This window comes from Novilysobacter antarcticus, from assembly GCF_019802285.1.
GTDB lineage: Bacteria > Pseudomonadota > Gammaproteobacteria > Xanthomonadales > Xanthomonadaceae > Novilysobacter > Novilysobacter antarcticus.
On the sequence record NZ_JAIEUJ010000004.1, the window covers coordinates 173,699 to 194,660 of the forward strand.

At 64.9% G+C, this 20,962-nt stretch carries 18 protein-coding genes; 8 read left to right on the forward strand and 10 right to left on the reverse strand.

The window, feature by feature from the left end; genetic code table 11:
• The first annotated feature begins 113 nt into the window (after window positions 1-113).
• The 4 genes from KZ491_RS12075 to KZ491_RS12090 all read left to right on the forward strand — a co-directional run bounded on the left by KZ491_RS12075 (window position 114) and on the right by KZ491_RS12090 (window position 4,560).
• The gene (locus KZ491_RS12075) at window positions 114-1,934 is read left to right on the forward strand and encodes an SLC13 family permease (protein WP_246606817.1); all 1,821 of its coding nucleotides are present in this window, start codon (window positions 114-116) and stop codon (window positions 1,932-1,934) included.
• Between the two features lie 3 nt (window positions 1,935-1,937).
• The gene (gene cls, locus KZ491_RS12080; RefSeq protein ID WP_222566101.1) at window positions 1,938-3,374 is read left to right on the forward strand and encodes a cardiolipin synthase; all 1,437 of its coding nucleotides are present in this window, start codon (window positions 1,938-1,940) and stop codon (window positions 3,372-3,374) included.
• Window positions 3,375-3,477: 103 nt separating this feature from the next.
• Window positions 3,478-3,729, forward strand: coding sequence for a hypothetical protein (locus tag KZ491_RS12085; protein ID WP_222566102.1), 252 nt, complete (start codon window positions 3,478-3,480; stop codon window positions 3,727-3,729).
• A 48-nt stretch (window positions 3,730-3,777) separates the two neighbouring features.
• Window positions 3,778-4,560, forward strand: a complete 783-nt coding sequence (locus tag KZ491_RS12090) for a pyridoxine 5'-phosphate synthase (protein ID WP_222566104.1) — start codon at window positions 3,778-3,780, stop codon at window positions 4,558-4,560.
• 74 nt (window positions 4,561-4,634) lie between these two features.
• Here KZ491_RS12090 and KZ491_RS12095 read toward each other — a convergent pair whose 3' ends face one another.
• From KZ491_RS12095 to dnaA, 10 genes are all read right to left on the reverse strand, one after another.
• Window positions 4,635-5,045, reverse strand: coding sequence for an ExbD/TolR family protein (locus tag KZ491_RS12095; protein WP_246606818.1), 411 nt, complete (start codon window positions 5,043-5,045; stop codon window positions 4,635-4,637).
• Between the two features lie 17 nt (window positions 5,046-5,062).
• A complete protein-coding gene (locus KZ491_RS12100; protein ID WP_222566106.1) occupies window positions 5,063-5,485 on the reverse strand; it encodes an ExbD/TolR family protein in 423 nt (140 codons plus the stop codon).
• Between the two features lie 32 nt (window positions 5,486-5,517).
• Entirely contained in the window at window positions 5,518-6,267 is a 750-nt protein-coding gene (locus KZ491_RS12105; protein WP_222566107.1) for a MotA/TolQ/ExbB proton channel family protein, read from the reverse strand.
• Window positions 6,268-6,354: 87 nt separating this feature from the next.
• The gene (locus KZ491_RS12110; protein ID WP_222566108.1) at window positions 6,355-7,029 is read right to left on the reverse strand and encodes an energy transducer TonB; all 675 of its coding nucleotides are present in this window, start codon (window positions 7,027-7,029) and stop codon (window positions 6,355-6,357) included.
• 148 nt (window positions 7,030-7,177) lie between these two features.
• Window positions 7,178-8,365, reverse strand: a complete 1,188-nt coding sequence (locus KZ491_RS12115; RefSeq protein WP_425493160.1) for a tetratricopeptide repeat protein — start codon at window positions 8,363-8,365, stop codon at window positions 7,178-7,180.
• A 163-nt stretch (window positions 8,366-8,528) separates the two neighbouring features.
• The gene (locus KZ491_RS12120) at window positions 8,529-9,332 is read right to left on the reverse strand and encodes a M48 family metallopeptidase (protein WP_222566110.1); all 804 of its coding nucleotides are present in this window, start codon (window positions 9,330-9,332) and stop codon (window positions 8,529-8,531) included.
• Window positions 9,333-9,656: 324 nt separating this feature from the next.
• The gene (gene gyrB / locus KZ491_RS12125) at window positions 9,657-12,140 is read right to left on the reverse strand and encodes a DNA topoisomerase (ATP-hydrolyzing) subunit B (protein WP_222566111.1); all 2,484 of its coding nucleotides are present in this window, start codon (window positions 12,138-12,140) and stop codon (window positions 9,657-9,659) included.
• 130 nt (window positions 12,141-12,270) lie between these two features.
• Window positions 12,271-13,446, reverse strand: a complete 1,176-nt coding sequence (gene recF / locus KZ491_RS12130) for a DNA replication/repair protein RecF (protein WP_222566112.1) — start codon at window positions 13,444-13,446, stop codon at window positions 12,271-12,273.
• Window positions 13,447-13,549: 103 nt separating this feature from the next.
• On the reverse strand, window positions 13,550-14,650 hold the full coding sequence (gene dnaN, locus KZ491_RS12135; protein WP_222566113.1) for a DNA polymerase III subunit beta: 1,101 nt from the start codon (window positions 14,648-14,650) through the stop codon (window positions 13,550-13,552).
• A 575-nt stretch (window positions 14,651-15,225) separates the two neighbouring features.
• A complete protein-coding gene (dnaA, locus tag KZ491_RS12140) occupies window positions 15,226-16,554 on the reverse strand; it encodes a chromosomal replication initiator protein DnaA (protein ID WP_222566114.1) in 1,329 nt (442 codons plus the stop codon).
• Between the two features lie 247 nt (window positions 16,555-16,801).
• On the opposite strand from dnaA, the gene rpmH reads away from it, so the two are divergent.
• The 4 genes from rpmH (at window position 16,802) to mnmE (ending at window position 20,826) form a co-directional block, all read left to right on the forward strand.
• Window positions 16,802-16,939 carry a 50S ribosomal protein L34 gene (gene rpmH, locus KZ491_RS12145; protein ID WP_043958566.1) on the forward strand — a complete coding sequence of 46 codons (138 nt, stop codon included), beginning with the start codon at window positions 16,802-16,804 and terminating at the stop codon, window positions 16,937-16,939.
• Between the two features lie 9 nt (window positions 16,940-16,948).
• Window positions 16,949-17,551, forward strand: a complete 603-nt coding sequence (gene rnpA, locus KZ491_RS12150) for a ribonuclease P protein component (protein ID WP_222566115.1) — start codon at window positions 16,949-16,951, stop codon at window positions 17,549-17,551.
• A gap of 15 nt (window positions 17,552-17,566) precedes the next feature.
• Window positions 17,567-19,315: a membrane protein insertase YidC gene (gene yidC / locus KZ491_RS12155; protein ID WP_222566116.1), complete on the forward strand. Its 1,749-nt coding sequence runs from the start codon at window positions 17,567-17,569 to the stop codon at window positions 19,313-19,315.
• A gap of 134 nt (window positions 19,316-19,449) precedes the next feature.
• The gene (mnmE, locus tag KZ491_RS12160) at window positions 19,450-20,826 is read left to right on the forward strand and encodes a tRNA uridine-5-carboxymethylaminomethyl(34) synthesis GTPase MnmE (RefSeq protein ID WP_222566117.1); all 1,377 of its coding nucleotides are present in this window, start codon (window positions 19,450-19,452) and stop codon (window positions 20,824-20,826) included.
• Window positions 20,827-20,962 lie beyond the last annotated feature (136 nt).

The window sequence follows — 20,962 nt, forward strand, 5'->3', positions numbered from 1 at the left end:
CAGGGAGGCGGGAGGCAGGTCCGGATTGTAACGTCACCCGCCGTGATGGGGCGGTGGTTGGATCGACACACGACGGCCGCCACTGTCACCGGTTCTAACGCACAATGCGCGCAATGGCCTGGCTCCCGATCACACTGCAGCAGCTGACCTTCCTGCTGATCCTCGGCGGTGGACTGTACCTGTTCATCAGCGAGCGGCTGCGCGTGGATGTAACCGCCATGCTGATCCTGATGGCGCTGGTGGTCACCGGCCTGCTGAACGAGGAGCAGGCATTGTCCGGCTTCTCCAGCGAACCGGCGATCATCGTTGCGGCGGTGTTCGTCATCTCCGGGGGTCTGGGCGCAACCGGCATCACCGAGCACATTGGCCAATGGATCGGCCGCGCGTCGGGCAAGAGCGAGGCACGGGTGATAGCGGTGACCATGCCCGCGGTCGCGATCATGGCGTCCTTCACCCACCACGTGATGGTCACCGCGATGATGCTGCCGATCATGGGGCGGCTGGCCAAGACCAACGGCCTGGCCCCGTCGCGACTGCTGATGCCGATGTCCTTGGCCGCGTCACTGGGCACCTGCCTGACCCTGGTCAGCGCGCCGGCGTTCCTGCTGGCCAACAACCTGCTCAAGCGCACCGGCGCTGAGGGCCTCGGGGTGTTCTCGATCACGCCGATCGGCATCGCGCTGGTGCTCATCGGCATGGCCTACATGCTGTTGACCCGCTGGATCCTGCCCAAGCGCGGCGTGGATGCAGAGGATGACGGGTACCTGCGTCTGGACCGCTACCGCACCGAGCTGCTGATCGTTGAAGGGTCGCGCTGGAGCACCCGACCGCTGGCCGAGTTGGAGAAGGCACTGGGCGACAAGTTCCGCATGGTCGGCTGGCTGCGCAACAACAAACTGCGCCGCGACCTGGGCACATCCAGTCCACTGATCAGCGGCGACGTGCTGCTGGTGGAGGCCTCCGCCGATGCGCTGGCCTCACTGCACGATGACAGCGGGATCGACCTGCACGCCATTTCGCGCTTCGGCACCCGCGCGCTGGGTGATGGCGACGGCAAGCCGCAGCTGGTCCAGGCGGTGGTGGCGCCGGGTTCGGAGTTCATCGGCCGCAGCATCCGCGAGCTCGATTTCTCGCACCGTTTCAAGGCCGTGATCGTCGGCCTGTGGCGGCGTCAGGGTCACGTTGCACCCCGCCTGGCGGATGCCCGCCTGCGCGAGGGTGACCTGTTGGTCCTGTGGGGACGCCCGGGCCGCTTCGCCGAGTTGGCCACCCACCACGGCTTCCTGATGCTGGTGCCGTTTGCCGGAGAGGCCAAGCGTCGCGTGCGCGCGCCGCTGGCGCTGACGATCCTCGCGGTCACCATCCTCGCGGCCGTGCTGGAGTGGCTGCCCGTGCCGCTGGCATTCCTGCTCGGCGCGGTGGCCATCGTCGCCACCCGCTGCGTCGACGTCGGCCAGGCCTACCGCGAGATCGACGTGCGCGTGTTCGTGATGATCGCCGGGGTGATCCCACTTGGCATCGCCATGGAGCAGACCGGCACCGCACAGCTGATGGCCTCCGGCTTGCGCCACGTGGTCGCCGACTGGCCGGTGCTGATGATCCTGCTGGTGCTGTTCTCGATCGCCGGCCTGTTGACCCAGGTCCTTTCCGACTCGGCGACAGTGGTCCTGCTGGGTCCCATCGCGGTGCAGCTGGCGCAGTCGCTGTCGTTGGAGCCGACCCCGTTCGTGGTGTGTACCGCGCTGGGCGCGGTGGTTGCGTTCCTGACCCCGATCGGCCATCACGGCAACCTGTTGATCCTGGGACCCGGACAGTACCGGTTCGGCGACTTTCTGCGAGTGGGTGTGCCACTGACCGTCCTCATTGCCCTGGTCAGTGCGTGGATGACGCGCTGGCTGTGGCTGGACGGGCCGCTGCTGCCCGGAATTGGTTGAGCGATGAGTGAAACCCTGAGTGCGTGGTGGCATCAGACCACCGCGATCGAACATCTGGCGGCGTGGCTGGCGCTGGGCTGGGCAGTTTACGTGGTCTGGCTGGGGGTCTGGATCATCCTGCAAAAACGGGAGCCGGCCGCGACCCTGAGCTGGCTGGTGAGCCTGGCCGCCCTGCCCTACCTGGGGTTTGCGATCTACTTCTTTTTCGGCCCGCAACGGATCCGGCGGCAACGGCTGCGGCGCGATCGCAGCCGCACCCGGATGCCGGCACTGCAGCCGGGCCGGGTGCCCGACGCGGCGGCCATCGAGCTCGCGCGGATGGCGCAGACCATCACCGGCCTGCCCCCCAGCACCGCGACCAGTGCGCAGCTGCTCATCGATGGCAGCAGCAAGTACCACCGCCTTCACCAGGAGATCGCGACCGCGCGCGAGCACGTGCATCTGGAGTACTACATCTTCCAGCCCGACCGCACCGGCACGGCGCTGCGCGATGCGCTGATCGAGCGTGCCCGCGCCGGGGTCAAGGTGCGCCTGCTGCTGGACGCGGTCGGCTCGGGCAGCACCTCGCGGGCGTTCCTTAAACCGCTGATCGACGCCGGTGGCGAGGTCGCGTGGTTCCATCCCATGCGCCTGCACTGGTTCTGGCAGCGGCCATGGCTGAACCTGCGCAGCCATCGCAAAATCGTCGTGATCGACGGCCGCGCGGGCTTCATTGGTGGCATCAACATCACCGATGAAGAAGACGAGACCCTGGGCGACAACGCCTATCGCGACCTGCACCTGCGCCTGGAGGGCGACGTGGTGCGCTCGCTGCAGCTGGTGTTCCTGGAGGACTGGGTCTACGCCACCGGCGAACCACCGCCGCACGTCACCTTCCCCGAGTCCACGCCCGGCGACATCATGGTGCAGATGGTGGTTTCCGGACCGGATTCGCCTTGGGAAGCCATCCACCGCCTGCATGTCTCGGCCATCCACGCCGCGCGTCGCCGGGTCTGGTTGGTCACCCCCTACTTCGTCCCGGGCGAGGCGGCGATGATGGCGCTGACCTCCGCTGCTCTGGGCGGCGTCGACGTGCGCCTGCTGGTGCCCAAGAATACCGACAGTCGGCTCGTCACCCATGCCGCCCGATCCTACTTCGACGATCTGATGGCGGCGGGAGTGAAGGTCCTCGAGTACGGTCCCAGGATGTTGCACACCAAGGCCCTCCTCTGCGACGACGACCTGGCGATCATCGGCAGCGCCAACTTCGACCATCGTAGCTTCCGCCTGAATTTCGAAAGCTCGGTGCTGTTCCGCGATCGCGCGGTGGTGGCCGACCTGGCCGAGCTGATCGAACACGACTCCCTGAGCTGCACCCCGGTTAAGGCCGACCGCCAGCGCCCGCTGTGGCGCAGCCGCCTTCCCGAAGCGCTCGCGCGGCTGATGTCGCCCTTGCTGTAGCTCCGGCGCACGCCGATCAGCGGCCGCGGGAGGGTCGCCGGCGGTGCGACGCGGCCGGCGACACGTCCTACACTCGGCACGTTGCTCCACATGGAACGTCGAGATGCCCTGGATTCTTCTGGCCGCCGCCGTCGTGGCCCTGATTGGCGCCTTCAAAACCACATCGGTGGGAGTTTTGGCGTTGTGCCTGCTGCTGAGCTTCGGATTGGCCGTCACTGCGTTGGTCCAGTTGCTGGCCAGGCGTGTCGCCGAGCGCACCCGCGACGAACGCACCATGATCGACCCCGTTGTACTGGCGCAGCTCCGCAGCCAGGTGCAGACGGACGCGCCGGCCGAGCGCGCACCGCCCCAGTAACGGGTCCCAGTGACGCACGTGCCGCGGGTGACGCGCTAAGCTGTGGCGATGACTTCGCTAAGCGTCAACGTCAACAAGATCGCGGTGCTGCGCAATTCCCGAGGCGGCACCGAGCCCGATGTGGTGCAGGCCGCGAGCGCGTGCTTGGACGCCGGCGCCCATGGCATCACCGTCCACCCCCGCCCCGATGCCCGCCACATCCGCGCGGCGGATGTGCATGCGCTGGCTGAGCTCACTGCGACACGCGGTGTCGAGTTCAATCTGGAAGGCAATCCCTTTGCCCCGCCGCGCGAGGGCTATCCAGGGTTCATCGCCCTGTGCGAGGCGGTCCGCCCCGCCCAGGCCACGCTGGTTCCCGACGGCGATGACCAGCTCACCTCCGACCACGGTTTCGATTTTCTTCGCGATGCCGATCGTCTGCGCCCGCTGGTGCGTCAGCTGCACGACCTGGGCTGCCGGGTCAGCCTGTTTGCCGATGCCTGGGATCCGCTGCGCTCGGCCGGCATTGAACACGCCGCCCATATCGGTGCGGACAGGGTCGAGCTGTACACGGGGCCGTATGCCGATGCGTTCCACCGCGGAGAACAGGCCAGCATGCTCGAGCGCTTCGCCGGCATCGCCCGCCGTGCGCAGGGCGTGGGCTTGGGCGTCAATGCCGGCCATGACCTCAGTCAGGACAACTTGGGCGCGTTCCTGGCCGCGGTTCCCGACGTGCTGGAAGTGTCCATCGGCCATGCCTTGATCAGCGAGGCGCTGCATGACGGTCTGGCAAAGACCGTCCGTGGCTACCTGGCGATTCTGGACCGGACCACGAAGAAATCATCGGCGTAGCAGTGCGTCAACGTGCCGCAGGCAAAAAAACGCCGCCCGAGGGGCGGCGTTTCCAATCCACGACGTGGTGCAACTCAGTTCTCGACGAACCCGATCTTCTTCATGTCGGCGTTCTTCGCCAGCGCCAGGACCTTGGCCAGGATGCCGTAGTCCGCGTCCTCGTTGGTGTCGATCTCCAGCTGTGGCTGGTTGGTCGGATCACGTTCGACTTCGGTGCGCATCATATTGCCGATCACCGACAACGGATACGGTGAATCGTTCCAGAACACCTCGCCCGATGCCCCGATACGCAGCCGGATCGGCGGCGGCGGTTCGGACAAAGGCGGCGGCTGGGTGGAGCGTTGTGGCAGGTTGACTTCAATCGGATAGGACGCGATCGGTGCCGTGACCATGAAGATGATCAGCAACACCAGCAGCACGTCCACCAACGGGGTAACGTTGATGTCCGCCATTGCGCCGCTACCGGAGCTTGAACCCATGGACATGTTTCTGTTCTCCGGTATTAGTTGGAACGATCCTTGGTAGCGACAAAACCGACCTTGCGCATGCCCTGGGACTGTGCAATCTGCACCACGTCCTTCACGACGCGGTACTTGGTGGTCTTGTCGCCGCGGATGTTGATCTGCGGCTGCGGCGTCTTCTGTGCCTCCACCGACAGGCGGCTTTCCATCAACGCCGGAGTGACCGGCTCGTCGTTCCAGTACACGGTGCCGTCGGCCTCGATCGCGATCGTGATCGGTGGTACCTCAGGTGCCATCTCGTCCTTGCGGTCGAGGTTGGCTTCAGGCAAAGCCACCTGGATCTTATGGTTCATGAGCGGTGCCGTGATCATGAAGATGATCAACAGCACCAGCATCACGTCGACCAGGGGCGTGACGTTGATTTCGGCCATCGGGCCGGCGTTACTGCCTGTACTGAAGGCCATATCCGTACTCCAACTTGCTTATGGATGGCCGATCAACGCTGGGACGGCAGTTCGCCAACACGCGAGCCGGTTGCGAAGAAGTCGTGCAGGTCGTGCGCGAACGTATCGAAACGGCTGTTGGTGACCCGGTTGATGCGGGTGAAGAAGTTGAACGCGATCACCGCCGGGATTGCGACGAACAGACCGAACGCGGTCATGATCAGCGCCTCACCCACCGGACCGGCGACGGCGTCGATGGACGCGTTACCGCTCTGGCCGATGCGGATCAGGGCGTGATAGATGCCCCAGACGGTACCCAGCAGTCCGATGAACGGCGAGGTGGAACCGACAGTCGCGAGAACGGTCAGCCCGCTTTCCAGCTTCATTGACTCGCGGGTGACGGCCTGACGCAGCGCACGGTCCACGAACTCGGAGCGGTTAAGCGATTCAACCAGGCGCGAGCCTTCGTTGCGCTGGTGATGGGCCGCGGCCTGGGCCGCATCAAGGGCGATCTTGGAGAACGGCTCCGAGCTGCCCTGCTCTTCCATGTAGCGAATCGCATCCTGCGCGTTGGTGGTTTCCCAGAACGTGGTGACCACGCGGTCTGCCTTGGAGCGCAGGCGCGCGCCCTTGATCAGGTTGACCACGATCCAGTAGATCGAGAGCACCGAGAACAGCACCAGGGTAAGGAACACGATCCAAGCAACGGTATCGAAGTTCGTCACCATGTGGGAGAAGCTCATCTGCTGGAACGCGTCGGCGTTGTTGCCTCCAGCAGCAGCGGTAGTGGTTTCCTGAAGCATGACGCTTACCTTTGGATGTCGTGGAAGAAAGGGACGGCTAGTGAAGCAAGGGGGTGAAGCGGAAAAACAGTTGCGGCTACAGCTTTATCAGTTGAGGTTGAAGTCGACCGGGACCCGGACGCGGCTGGCGACGGCGACGCCGTTCTGCACCTCCGGGTTGAAACGCCATTTCTTTGCAGCGGCCATGGCGGCCCGGTCAAGGTCACGGTTGCGACTGGACTTCTCGACCTCGACACCCAGGACATTGCCCTCCTTGTCGATGCTGATGACCAGAATCACCGTACCCTCGATGCCCGCACGTGCGGCAGCCGGCGGATACTGCGGCGGGTTCATCGCCTTGGACGACGGATCAACCGCACCCAGCGACGTGGTCGGTGCCGGCGGTGCCGGCGGTGCCGGCGGCAGCGGAGGCAGGTCAACCGGGCTCGGGTCATCGAACTCGATCGGCGGCGCTTCCGGCGGCGGCGGCAACGGCGTGGTCTGCTTCGGCGGCGACAGCTCCTTGGGCGGAGTGATCGGCTTCGGTGGCTCCGGCGGCGGCGGCGGCGGTGGCGGCGGCGGCGGCGGCGGCTTGATCAGGTTCACCATCGTGACCGGTTCTTCAACCTTGTCCGTCGGTGGTGCAGCCATCGGAGCCAGCATCATCAACAGGGCGCCAGCGTGCACAGCGATAGCCATGGTGATACCGGCGATACGCGCCCAGTTCAGACCTTCGCTGTCGTCTCTAACCTTCTTTACGGGAGTATCCAAGTCTTGCGTCATGCGCCGTCAGCTCGGGAGTATTGCCGGGCGCGTGGAGCACCTCGGACCGTCAGATGGGTCGCGCCGCCATTGTGGCGACAGGAACCTACAAGGATATACCAAAGCCTGCTGTCATTTCCAAGCAGAATCTGGTGGTTGGGTGATCGGCTCACTTGCCGGGAAGCGCAATGATCACGTTGGCGTCCTTCTCCCTTTTGATGCCCTTGGCCAGCGCCTGTCGGGCGGCCGCCTTGGCTTCTGTGATGCGGTTTTCCTGCTGCAGCACGCGGGCCAGGTTGAGATAGGTCTCGCCGTCCTTGGCCATCGGCGCGGCTTTTTCGTAGGCGGTGATCGCCTGGGCCGGCTGATCGGAGAAGTAGTACGCCTGCGCCAGCGCGACATAGGTGTTGTACTCCGGCTCGAGCACGCCCTTCTCCAAACCTTCGTTGATGACCGCGATCACGTCCTTCTCGCGGCCGTCGATGCCGGCGTAAGTCGTGAACAACACCTTGTATTCGTTGGCGGAGTCGAGCTTGCCGCTGGTGCGCAACTTCTCCAGGATCCCCAACGCCTTGTCGGACATGTCGGCCTGGGAATAGATCGCGGCGAGGTTCATCTGCGCACGCTTGTCGTCGGGGTTGGCCGCGGCGATCTGCTCGGCGGTGCTCACCGCCTCGCCGATCTTGTCCGCGTCCAGATACACCTGCATCAACAGCGACAGCCATTCGGGCTTGGGCGCATCGCTGGCTTCGATGGCCTGCTTGATGGTGGTCGCCGCCTCGTCGTAGCGCTGCATCAGGTAGAGCCCCTGGCCCTTGACCATCAGCACGGTCGGGTCAGTGCTCTTGGTCTCGGCGAAGAAGCGGTCGAAGGTCGCCAGCGAATCGGCGTACTGCTCCTCCTGCTGCTGCAGCTGCGCTAGGTTGATCATCAATCCGTAGTGCGAATTATTGTCCAGGCCATCGGCGTCGATCGCCTGCTGGAAGTAGCGGATCGCACCGGCCATGTCATCGGCCTCGTAGGCGATCTGGGCAGCGAACTGCGCCGCGTAGGCCTTCTCGTAGCTGTTGGCCTTGGCGTCGGTGAGGATCTCCTCGGCGACCGCGCGGGCTTCGTCGCGTTTGTCGGCGTCGAACAGCTTGCCCATCTCGGTCATCTTGCGCGACATGGCTTGACTGGCCTTCGCGGTCGGATTCTTGCGGGTCGCTTCCGGGTAGGCCTCGACTGCCGCCGCCTCGGACTTCCGGCTGGAGCGCGAGCTGTCGCGATCGGCGCTCTTGGCGCCACCGCGTGCCTGCGGCTCACCGGCAGGCGCGGCGAATGCGGCACCGGTCATGGTCAAAAACGCGGCACCCATGGCGACAGCAAGGATCCGCTGGGAGAAATTCGGATTGGTCATCGGGTCTCTTGTCCACGCTCGGGGCGAACCGGGCACGGCGCTGAAAGCTGCGGTGGGAGTGTCAACCTAGCAGAAAGCGTTTCGCGGAAGAAGCCGTCTTGCGGGCCGGCGCGATTCATGTTTAGCCGCACTTCGGCTTGCGGCCCGACGCACGCGCCTGCTGGTAGGTATCGGCCAGACTGCCGGCGCGGTTGCGGAGTTCGGAGATCCGCGAGCGTGGATCGGGGTGGGTGGAAAGCCACTCTGGCGGGTTACCGGAACTGGCGGAAATCATGTTCTCCCACAGGTTGACGGCCTGCTGGGGATCAAACCCGGCCTGGGCCATCAGCCGCTGTCCGACCACGTCGGCCTCCGACTCCTGGGTACGGCTGTTGGGCAGCAGGAATACCCCCTGCACGACCGCGCCGCCGAGCTGCTGTGTGGTCTGCTGCGCGGCACTGCCGTACTGCGAGCCGAGCAGCGCTCCCACCAGCCCCAGGCCCGTCTGCGCACCCATCTGACGGGTCACGCGCTCGTCGTGGTGGCGCGAGATGACGTGCCCGATCTCGTGTGCGATCACCGCCGCCAGTTGGTCCTGGGTCTTGGCCACCTTGAAGATGCCGGTGTTGACGCCGATCTTTCCGCCCGGGAGGGCAAAGGCGTTGGGTGAGTCGTCGTTGAACAGGGCCGATTCCCAGCCCGCCTGCGCGCCGGCCGGCAATTCACGCGTCAGCGCGTTCACCACGCAGCTGACATACGCGTTCTGGGCGCCGTTGGTGCTGCGCGGCAGCTTGCTCTTGTACTCGGCGAAGGCCTGCTCGCCCATCTGGTCCAGCTGCTGCTGGGAAATGGCACCGACGGTCTGCTTCCGGCCGGTCGGTGAGGTGGTGGTCGCGCAGGCCGCGATGGCACCGGTAATGGCAAGGGCAAGCAACAGTCGTTTCATGGAGAGGTAGTCCTGTTCATATTGGATGGGGCAAGCAGAGTGGAGAGGCCTCGGCACGCGGCGCTGTGGGTCGATCGGCAACGTGCAAGGGTCGACAGTCATGGGCATTCAGGCGCGAATCGACGGATCGGGCAAAGTTCGCGCAAGCTCGTCACAGCGTGGGATTGACTGTAATTGGCGGCAACGCAGCCCCAAGTGAAGACGCGGAGCCAAGGCAATGTGCGCTACCGCACAAAATGATTAACCGGAAAACAGCACGGCCCGCAAGAATCGCGGGCCGTGCAGATGGCGCCCCCTGTTCAGGTACGCCGACCAAACGGTGGATCAGATATCCAGGTTGCCGGCCTTGAGTGCATTGTCCTCAATGAATGCGCGTCGCGGCTCGACCACATCGCCCATCAAAGTGCTGAAGACCTCGTCGGCGGCCACGGCATCCTCGATCTTCACCTGCAGCAGGCGACGCGTATCCGGATTGACGGTCGTGTCCCACAGCTGTTCGGGGTTCATTTCACCCAGGCCCTTGAATCGCTGGATCTGACGTCCCTTCTTGGCCTCCTCAAGCAGCCACTCCTGCGCCTCGGCAAAGCTTTCAATGCTCTTCTCGCGGTTGCCACGCACGATCTTGGCACCGTCGCGGATCAGTCCATGCAACTGTGCGGCGGCCTCGCGCAAAGGACGCAGCTCGCCGGAGCCGAATGCTGCCAACGGCAGGATCTGGATCAGCTCCTCCCCCATGTGGCTGCGTTTGGCGACCAAGGCCGCAGGATGGCCCTCGGTGGCGGCTTGCAGTCGCAGCGAATAACGCGGCTTGCCCAGACCCTTGCGGTTGACCCGCTTTTCCAGCGCGTCCAGTTCAGCCCGCTCGTCGATGTTCTGCGACAGATGCTCGATGTCCAACGGGGTGAAGTCGACCAGCGCCTCCAGGATGAGCGGATCGTAGCGGTGGGCGTTACGGGTAATCGTTTCGCGCGCACCGGCAAAGGCCAGCAGCAACTGCTCAAGAGCCGCGCCGGTGATCGGCGGCTCGCCTTCGGCGGGAATCAGTGCCGCGCCTTCAATGGCATTGCTGGCCAAGTAAGCGTTCAGCGCAGCGTCGTCCTTCAGGTACAGCTCGGTCTTGCCCTGCTTGATCTTGTACAGCGGCGGCAGGCCGATGTAGATGTGCCCGCGCTCGATCAGCTCCGGCATCTGCCGATAGAAGAAGGTCAGCAGCAAGGTACGGATGTGGCTGCCGTCGACGTCCGCGTCGGTCATCAGGATGATCCGGTGGTAGCGCAGTTTGTCGGGGTCGTAGTCGTCCTTGCCGATGCCCGTGCCCAGCGCGGTGATCAGCGTTCCAACCTCCGCGCTGGAGAGCATACGGTCAAAGCGCGCCCGCTCGACGTTGAGGATCTTGCCCTTCAACGGCAGGATCGCCTGGGTCTTGCGGTTGCGACCCTGTTTGGCGGAGCCACCGGCGGAGTCACCCTCGACGATGAACAGCTCCGACAGCGCTGGGTCCTTTTCCTGACAATCGGCCAGCTTTCCGGGCAGGCCGGCGATATCCAGCGCGCCCTTGCGGCGGGTCAGATCCCGCGCCTTGCGCGCGGCCTCACGGGCGCGGGCGGCATCGAGGATTTTGCCGGCGATGGCGCGGGCTTCGGTCGGGTTTTCCTGCAGGAACTCCTCCAGGCGCGCACCAAAGGTGTGCTCGACCACCGGACGGACGTCCGAAGACACCAGCTTTTCCTTGGTCTGCGAGGAGAAGCTCGGGTCGGGCACCTTGACCGAGAGCACCGCGATCATGCCTTCGCGCATGTCATCGCCGGACAGGCTGACCTTGGCCTGCTTGGCCAGACCGTTCTGCTCGATGTAGTTGCTCAGCGTGCGCGTCAGCGCGGCGCGGAAGCCGATCAGGTGGGTACCACCGTCTTTCTGCGGGATGTTGTTGGTGTAGCAGAACATTGTTTCCTGATACGCGTCCGTCCACTGCAGCGCCACATCGACAGTGATCCCGTTTTCCTCGCCCGTGACGGAGATCACGTTGGGATGCAGCGGGGTCTTGAGCTGGGCCAGATGCTCGACAAAGGAACGGATACCACCCTCGTACTGGAAGATGTCCTCGCGCCCTTCGCCACGCTCGTCGCTGAGCACGATCTTGACGCCGGAGTTGAGGAACGACAGCTCACGCAGGCGCTTGGCGAGGATCTCGTAGTGGAAATCCACGTTGCTGAAGATGGCGGTGGCCGGCTTGAAGCGCAGCAGCGTGCCGCGCTTGGTGGTCGGCTCGATCTCCTTCAGCGGGTAGAGCGGTTCGCCCAGGGAATATTCCTGACGGTAGTGGAAGCCGTCGCGCCAGATATCCAGCCACAGGTGCTCGGAGAGCGCGTTGACGACCGATACCCCCACGCCGTGAAGGCCACCGGAGACCTTGTAGCTGTTGTCGTCGAACTTACCGCCCGCGTGCAGCACGGTCATGATGACCTCGGCCGCGGACACATGTTCTTCCTTGTGGATGTCCACGGGGATGCCACGACCGTTGTCGGAGACCTCGACCGAGCCGTCCTCGCGGAGGGTCACCCGGATCTCGTCGGCGTGGCCGGCCAGCGCTTCGTCCACCGCGTTGTCGACCACCTCGAACACCATGTGATGCAGACCGGTCCCGTCGTGCACGTCGCCGATGTACATGCCCGGGCGCTTGCGCACCGCATCCAGACCCCGCAATACGGTGATCCGGCTGGAGTCGTAGGGTTGCGCGCCTGCGGCAACAACGGCAGGAAGGGTTTCTTCGTCCTCGACGGACGCGGGATCGTGCTCGATCTGGGTCATGCGGTAACAGGCTCCACGACGCCGCCACATCACGCGCGGCAGCGTCTAAACACATGGGAAATCAAGTGGCCAGTATAGCAGGCGCAGCACCTCGGCCTGTGGCTGTCAACCTGCGTACTGTTGGGCTGCGTCAGGGCACAACTCGGCCGTCGGCAACTGACGCCCCGGGTTCACCGCACGGCACCACAGTCACTGAGCCGTGTTCCACGTGGAACACAGCGAAGTCCACGCCGGATTCGGACAAGACCGCCGGCACCTCCGTTCCGGTGATCAAAACCTGCGCCCCTGTGGCCACCAGTCGCGACAAAACACGATGCTGGTGGCTGCGGTCAAGCTCTGAGGCCAGATCATCGAAGGCAATTATCGGTAGCTGCCCGGTGCGCACGGTGAAGTGGTCAGCCTGGGATAGCAGTGCGGCGAGGGCGGTCAATTTTGCCTGGCCACGGGAAAGCGCATCGCGACCGGGGATGGTGCCGAACTGGATCCGCCAGTCGGCGCGATGCGGACCGACCGACGTGAACCCGGAGTGCAGATCACGTTCGCGCGCCAACAGCAAGGCGTCCGCCAACGGCATCTCGTCGCAGCGCCAGCCTGGTGCATAGTGAAGGCGGCACTCACCCAAAGCGGGCGCCATCTCGCGCATCAGTTCGCAGAATGCCGGCTGCAGCGCATCCAGATAGCTTTGGCGGAACCGGTTCAGCGGTTCCCCGGACTCCACCAGCTCATGGTCCCACGTATCTAGATGCGCCCGCGGCGCACGCGTCTTCAGGAGTGCGTTGCGCTGCTTGAGTGCTCGCGAATAACGACGCCAGGTAGCGAAGAACTGATGTTCCACGTGGAACAGCCCCCAGTCGAGGAACCGACGGCGTATTTCGGCGGGACCGGTGATCAAGGCGTGGCTGCCGGGTTCGAACGTGATCACCGCCAGTGCCGCGCACAGCTCGCCGAGCTGGGTGACGGTTTCCCCGTCCAACCGCCCGCTCCATTCCTGACCGCTGTGGCGCAGGCCGGCTTTGCGCTGGCGGGGAGCGACGCGCTGCGCTGGACTCTGGACGGCGCCTGACGCGGCGGCCTGCATCTCCTCCCATTCGACAAACACCTCCAGCGCCGGCTCTCCGTCGCGCACAAGCCCGTCGCGTACTCTGCCGCGGAAGCTCCGGCCGTAAGCCATCAGGTGCAGCGCTTCAAGAACGCTGGTTTTACCGGCGCCATTGTCGCCCGAAAAGAAGTTTACTCCGGGCCCGAGATCGACACGGATCTCCCGAAAGGCCCGTAGATCGCGGATGTCGAGCCGGATCACCCGCATGATGGGGCCCTCAGGGGCGTTTCCGATGTCTGGATACACTCACGCCCGGACAAGCCGGGCGTGAGTGCGTTGCTGTCGGGTTCCACGTGGAACACCCCGTGGGTCAAAGGCGCAACGGCATCACCACATGGCGGCAACGCTCATTATCGGCCTCGCGCACCAGAGCGGACGAGTTTGCGTCACGCAACGCCAGCACCACGAGTTCACTCTTCAGCGCAGTCAACGCATCCAGCAGGTAATTGACGTTGAACCCAACGGCCAGGTCGTCAACCCGGGTATCCGCCTCAACTTCCTCCTGCGCTTCTTCCTGCTCGGGGTTGTGCGCGCTGATCTTCAGCTGACCGGGTGAGACCTCGATGCGCACACCACGGTACTTTTCGTTGGACAGGATCGCCGCACGCTGCAAAGACGCGCGCAGGACCTCGCGGTCGATACGCACCTCCTTGTCGGCGCCGATTGGAATCACCGCCTCGTAATCGGGAAACCGGCCATCGATCAGCTTGCTGGTAAACGTGACATCGTCGTGCTTGACGCGGATGTGCCCGCGGCCCATTTCCAGCTCGAGCTCGCGGTCGCCGCCTTCCAGCAGGCGCATCAATTCGGTGACACCCTTGCGCGGCACGATGATCTGTCGCTTGGTTCCCGTACCGCCCTCGTAGGGCGCCTCACACAAGGCGAGGCGGTGGCCGTCGGTGGCGACGCAGCGCAAGGTGTCCTCGCGCAGGTCGAACAACAGACCGTTCAGGTAGTAGCGGACGTCCTGCTGCGCCATCGCGAACGCGGTGCGCTCGATCAGCTCCTTCAGGGTGGACTCCGGCACCCGGACGCGCTCAGTGGCGTCGACCTCGTCAATAGACGGAAAGTCGTTGGCTGACAGGCTCGCCAAGGTGAAGCGCGAGCGTCCGGCCTGGACGGTCAGCTTCTCGCCCGACTGGGTCACCGTCACCTTGCTGCCATCGGGCAGTGCGCGAACGATGTCGAAGAGCTTGCGGGCAGGAATGGTGGTTTCCCCGTCCTCGGCATCGTTGACCATAATGCGCGACACCATCTCCACTTCCAGGTCGGTGCCGGTCAGCGACAGCTGTCCATCTTTCACCTGGGCCAGCAAGTTAGCCAGCACCGGCAGGGTCTGGCGGCGTTCGACCACGTTGACGACCTGTGACAGCGGCTTGAGGAATACTTCGCGTTGCAGGCTGAAACGCATACCGTCCTTACCCCTATAACCAATACAAAGGAATGTATAAATCAAAAGCTTGGTGGTGGTGGTGTCCGCAAGCTTTCGGTAAAACACGCATAACGTGTTGATTTAAAAGCGTTTTACGGGCACCAGAACCCTTGTACAACTTGCATCGTGCAGCAGGGACAAGTTGTGGGCAACTTGACGATGATAGCGCTCCCTTGCAGTTGCCCACAGCCTATGCCGGTGAAATCCACGCACATGTTGATTTCGATGCTTCTGCGGGCTCCTGGGCGCAGCTGTCACGCGCCCAGTGCCGTTCCGATCAGGCAGCAGCGTCAGATCCTGTTCGAACACGAATTTACGTTTGTCGGCGTCACACGAACTCCAGTACAGAGTTATGTATAAATCAAAAGCCTGGTGGTGGTGGTGTAGCCAAAATCGCGGGAGAAGCTACGTAACCAACTGATAGTAAAAATGTTTATCGGCGTGGGAAGCGCGGTACAAGCGTATTTCAGACTGGGTACAAGCTGTGGATAGAATTTGATCGTCGCCGGCGATGTCGAGTTGTCCACAGCTTGTACCCAGATGCGGCACAGGGCTTATTCGCTGAGCTTGCGGATCAGTTTTTCCCAGTCCTCGCGCATCTTGCCGTCGGTTTCCATCAGCGTGCGGATCTGCCGGCAGGCGTGCAGCACGGTGGTGTGGTCACGGCCGCCAAACGCGTCGCCGATCTCCGGCAGGCTGTGCTCGGTCAGTTCCTTGGTCAGGGCCATGGCCATCTGCCGGGGGCGCGCCAGTGAGCGCGTGCGGCGCTTGGAGAGCATGTCCTTCATCTGCAGACCGAAGTAGTCGGCCACGGTCTTCTGGATGTTGGGAATGCCGATCGCGTGCTGCTGCGCGCGCAGCAGGTCGCGCAGGGTCTCCTGGGCGAATTCGGTGGTGATAGCGCGACCGGTGAAGTTGGCGCGGGCGGTCAGGGTGTTGAGCGCGCCCTCCAGGTCGCGCACGTTGGAGCGCATCTTCTTGGCGAGCAGGAACGCGACATCCTCGGGGATCACCACGCCGCGCTCGGCGGCCTTGGACAGCACGATCTGCGCGCGGGTCTCGAAATCGGGCGGCTCGATGGCAACGCTCAGGCCCCACGCCAGGCGCGACTTCAGCCGTGGCTCGAGGCCGTCAACCTCTCGCGGGTAACGATCGCAGGTGAGGATGATCTGCTGCTTGCCGTCGAAGAGGGCATTGAAGGTGTGGAAGAACTCCTCCTGGGTGCGGTCCTTGCCGGCGAAGAACTGGATATCGTCGATCAGCAACGCGTCGACCTGCTGGAAATGGCGCTTGAAGCCATCCATCGCTTTTTCCTGCAGCGCTTTCATCATGGCGCTGAAGAACTGCTCGCTACGCAGATACATCACCCGGGTGCCGGGATTGTTGGTACGCATCAGATTGCCGGCGGCAAACATCAGGTGGGTCTTGCCCAGGCCGGTGCCACCGTAGAGCAGCAACGGGTTGTGGCCGCGCTCACCGGGATTGAGCGCCGCCTGCATCGCCGCGGCACGCCCGAGCTGGTTGCTGCGGCCCTCAACGAAGTTTTCAAAGGTGTAGTGGCTGTCCAGGTTGCCGTTGAAGGGTTCCGCTGCCGGCGCGGCGACCGCTCGCACCCCGGCATCGGACGCCGGTGCCGGCGCGGCAGCACGGGGCAGGGAACCGACTTCCAGGCTGACCGCATCGTTGCCGGCGAAATGCGCCAGCAGCTCCTGGATCCGGTCCAGGTAGCGTTCGCGCACGTGCTCCACCACGAAGGCGTTGGGCGCGAACAGCACCATGGCGCCGTTGCGAGCACTCGATTGCAGCGGCTTCAACCACGTGTGCACATCCTCGGCCGGGAGTTCGGCTTCGAGGCGTTCTAGGCAGAGGTGCCAAACGTCCATAGGGGTTTTCTTGATGGCATGACTTACCTCCCGCGACGCCGTCAACCGGGCCACGTGAAGCAACTTGGGGGTCGGCCAGACTAGCACGCGCTGGCGCGGGCATAATGACTGCCACGCATGCATCGGTGTGGCCGGAGCGGCACGGGCTTTGGCGTCGTCTTGTCGTCGATAGGGCCCGGCCACTTGACTCCACGACCAGCTTTTGGGTAGTCTTTCCGGTCTTGTCCGCCACAACCGCAGCAGAGCCATGCCAAAGCGCACTTTCCAGCCCAGCAACCTCAAGCGCAAGCGCGACCACGGATTCCGTGCCCGCATGGCGACTGCCGATGGCCGCAAGATCCTGTCGCGCCGCCGCGCCAAGGGCCGCAAGCGTCTCAGCGCCTAAGCGCAGCTGATGTCGCAACGGCCGCCCTTAGCCGCCGTTGCCGCTACGATGCCGACGAACCGCTTTCCGCGCACCGCGCGGGTTCGCGCGCGTTCCGATTTCGATCGCATATTCAAGCATGGCCGGCGCGTGGCGCTGCCCGTGCTTGCGTTGCATTGGCAGACAGCTGATGCCGCAGCGCAGAGCTGTGCGCGTGCCAACGAAGAGCTGGCGCGCACCCGGCCAGGATCCCGCCTGCGCTTTGAGCGCCCCGATGCCGGCCCCCGGCTCGGGCTGGCGGTTTCGCGCAAAGTCGACCCGCGCGCGGTCGGACGCAACCGCATCAAGCGGGTGATGCGCGAGACCTTCCGTACCCATCGCGCGCGTCTGGCAGACGGCGACTACGTTGTGGTCGGCCGAACCGGCGCCGCGAAACTGGACGAGGCGCAACTGCGCGCCGCGCTTCTGGGCCTTCTGCAGCGGGCCGGTGCACTGTCTGCTGACGATGTCGCTCCGGCCGCGGAAGACGGCTCCTCGTTGCCCGCACCGGCCACGGCCGGCACAATGCCACGGCTGCGTCCCTGCGACGCCCCCGCTTCCATCACACCAACGTCGCCCGCGGGCGACGGCTGAGCCTGCCTGTTGCCCATGAACCAGACCCGTTTATTCCTGATTTTCGCCTGGCTGATGGTGGCGACCCTGTTGTGGATGGAGTGGAACAAGGAGCAGGCCGCCCCAGCGCCGGCTACTTCCAGCCAGCTGGCCCAGCCCGCGATGCCGGATTCGGGTATCCCGGGAGCGCCGCACGCCGCCGCCGTCCCAGGCGCCGTGGGCACGACCGGGAATCAGGAGGTTCCGGGCGTGCCGCAGATGCGCACGGCACCGGCCGAATTACCCGCCGCGGCGACCGAGTCGGCCGGCGCGGTCCAGGTGCGTACCGATGTCCTGTCGGTCACGCTCAATGGTGGTGCGATCCTGCAGGCCGACCTGCTGCGCTACCCGAGCACGGCCGACGATGACAGCCCACCGGTGCGCCTGTTCAGCCAGGACCCGGCGGATTTCTTTGTCGCCCAGAGCGGCTGGGTGAGGCAAGGCGCGCCGGCGCCCAGCCACCTGTCGGGCTTCGAACTGGACCGCTCCGCCACGCAGTCCGGCACCGCCTTCACCTTGGCCGACGGCGCGGACGAGGTGGTCGTGCCGTTCGTCTGGCATGGTCCGGACGGGGTCAGCATCCACCGCACCTACACCTTCCGCCGCGGCGCTTACGTCGTCGATGTGCGCGATCAGGTTGTCAACCAGGGCACGTCGCCCTGGCAGGGGTTTGCCTACCGCCAGTTGGCACGGGTGCCGCGGGCGCTGGAAAGCAGCGCGCCGATGAGCCCGGAGAAGTACAGCTTCCAGGGTGGGGCGTGGTTCACCGCCGCCGACAAGTATCAGAAGCGCAAATACGCCGATTTTGTGGACGACGGCCCGCTCGACAAGGCGAGCACGGGTGGCTGGATCGCATTCCTCCAGCACCACTTCTTCGGCGCCTGGATTCCGGCGGCCAACGAGGAGGGAACGTTCTCCCTGGCCACCAGCAACGACGCCGGAGCCACCCGTTACGTGGTGCGTGACATGGGCAACGGGGTGAACGTCGCTCCGGGCACCAGCGCGGTCAGCGAAGCGCGCCTGTGGGTGGGGCCGAAGCTGGTCAATCAGATCCAGGCGCAGGGCGTTCCGGGACTCGAACGCGCCGTCGACTTCAGCCGCTTCGCACCGATGGCAGCGCTGGCGGGTTGGCTGTTCTGGGTCCTGCAGTGGCTGCACGGCGTGCTGGGGAACTGGGGCTGGTCGATCGTCGGATTGGTGGTGCTGCTGAAGGCGGTGATGTTCCCGCTGTCGGCGGCGCAGTACAAATCCATGGCGAAGATGCGTAAGTTCCAGCCGCGCATGGCCCAGCTGAAGGAGCGCTACGGCGATGACAAGCAGAAGCTGCAGCAGGCCATGATGGAGCTGTACAAGAAGGAGAAGATCAACCCGGTCGGTGGCTGCCTGCCGCTGTTGCTGCAGATGCCGGTGTTCCTGGCGCTCTACTGGATGCTTTCCGAATCGGTGGAACTGCGCCACGCCCCGTGGATTCTGTGGATCCAGGATCTGACCGCGCGTGATCCGTTCTTCGTGCTGCCGGTGATCAACATCGCGCTGATGTGGGCGACGCAGAAGCTGAACCCGATGACCGGGGTCGATCCGATGCAACAGAAGATGATGCAGTTCATGCCGCTGGTGTTCGGCGTCATGTTCGCCTTCTTCCCGGCCGGTCTGGTGCTGTACTGGGTGACCAACGCCGGCCTGGGCCTGATCCAGCAGTGGTGGATGATCAAGAAGTACAGCGAGCCCACCCCCGCCAAGGCCTAAGCAATCCCGACCACCAAGCCCGCCGCCCGGCGGGCTTGGTGTATCTGGAGCAGCCTGGCCTGGCTCAGGATTGCCTGGGGCAGCCGCGTCTGCCGAACCAATCCCAACAGCGTGCTCTGGGACACAATATCCGCATGCCCCCGTCTGCCCACCCGACCGACCGCGACACCATCGCCGCCATTGCAACCGCACCCGGCGCCGGTGGGGTGGGCATCGTGCGCCTGTCGGGACCCGAGGCGCGGCGTATCGGCCAGACCGTGTGCGCGCGGACGCTCACCCCACGCTACGCCCACTACGCGCGTTTCCTGGGCGGCGACGGTGTGGCCATCGACGACGGCATAGGCCTGTATTTCGCCGCCCCCGCCAGCTATACCGGCGAGGACGTGGTCGAGTTGCAGGGGCACGGTGGGCCGGCCGTGCTGCAGGCGGTGCTGGGGCGTTGCGTGGAACTGGGCGCGCGCCTGGCACGGTCCGGGGAATTCAGCGAGCGCGCGTTTCTGGAAGGACGCCTGGACCTCGCCCAGGCCGAAGCCGTCGCCGACCTCATTGCCGCGGGTGACATCCGCGCGGCCCGCGCGGCCCGTCGGGCCCTGGATGGGGAGTTCTCGCGTCGTGTGGAGGCCATCGCAGCCGGTTTGCTCCGGATTCGGATCCATACCGAGGCCGCGATCGATTTCGCCGACGAACCACTCGATACCCTCGGCGGCGAGGCGCTGCGCGCCGGCTGCGACCAACTCACGCGTGAGCTGGCGGAGCTGCTCGCTGCGGCGCAGCGTGGACGACGCCTGCGCGATGGACTGCACGCGGTGATCGTCGGTCCCCCCAATGCCGGCAAGAGTTCGTTGCTGAATCTGCTCGCAGGAAGCGACCGGGCCATCGTCACCGACGTCGCCGGAACGACCCGCGACCTGCTGCACGAGGTGGTGCGTGTGGACGGCGTCGAGCTGACCCTGGTGGACACCGCAGGCCTGCGCGAGGGCGGCGATGCGATCGAACGCGAGGGCATGCGTCGCGCCCGCCACGAACTGGACCAGGCCGATCTGGCCATCGTCCTGCTGGACGCGCGCGATCCGCTCACGGGAGCGGCAGCGGTGGATGATGCGGTGGCCGACGTGCCGCGGCGGCTGTGGGTCTACAACAAGGCCGATCTGGTCGGTGCGGATGTCGTGATTGCCACCCCCGCCGCAGACGAGGCCGAGACGCCCCTGCGGATCTCGGTGCGTACCGGCGCCGGGATGGACGAGTTCCATGCCCGCCTGCGCGCGCTTGCCCTGGATGACGCGGTGGACGGCGGCGATGGCGCCTTCACCGCGCGCACGCGTCATGTCGATGCCCTGCAACGCGCGTCCCGGGAACTGGCGGACGCGCGCGTGCAGCTCGAGCACGGCGCGCTGGAACTGGCTGCCGAAGCCTTGCGCGCCAGTCACGACGCACTGGGCGAGATTACCGGCCGGGTCCATGCCGATGACCTGTTGGGGCATATATTTTCCAGCTTCTGTATTGGAAAATAGCTGCCGGCCGGGGCGCGGGGGCGCCCGGCGCAAGGGTATTCAATGACGCCCCGGTGATGCGCACACACCAGTGAAAACTTGACAAAACCGGTCCTGTCTCGCTTCCTTGTGCGCGTGCGACCATCAGGCCGTACTT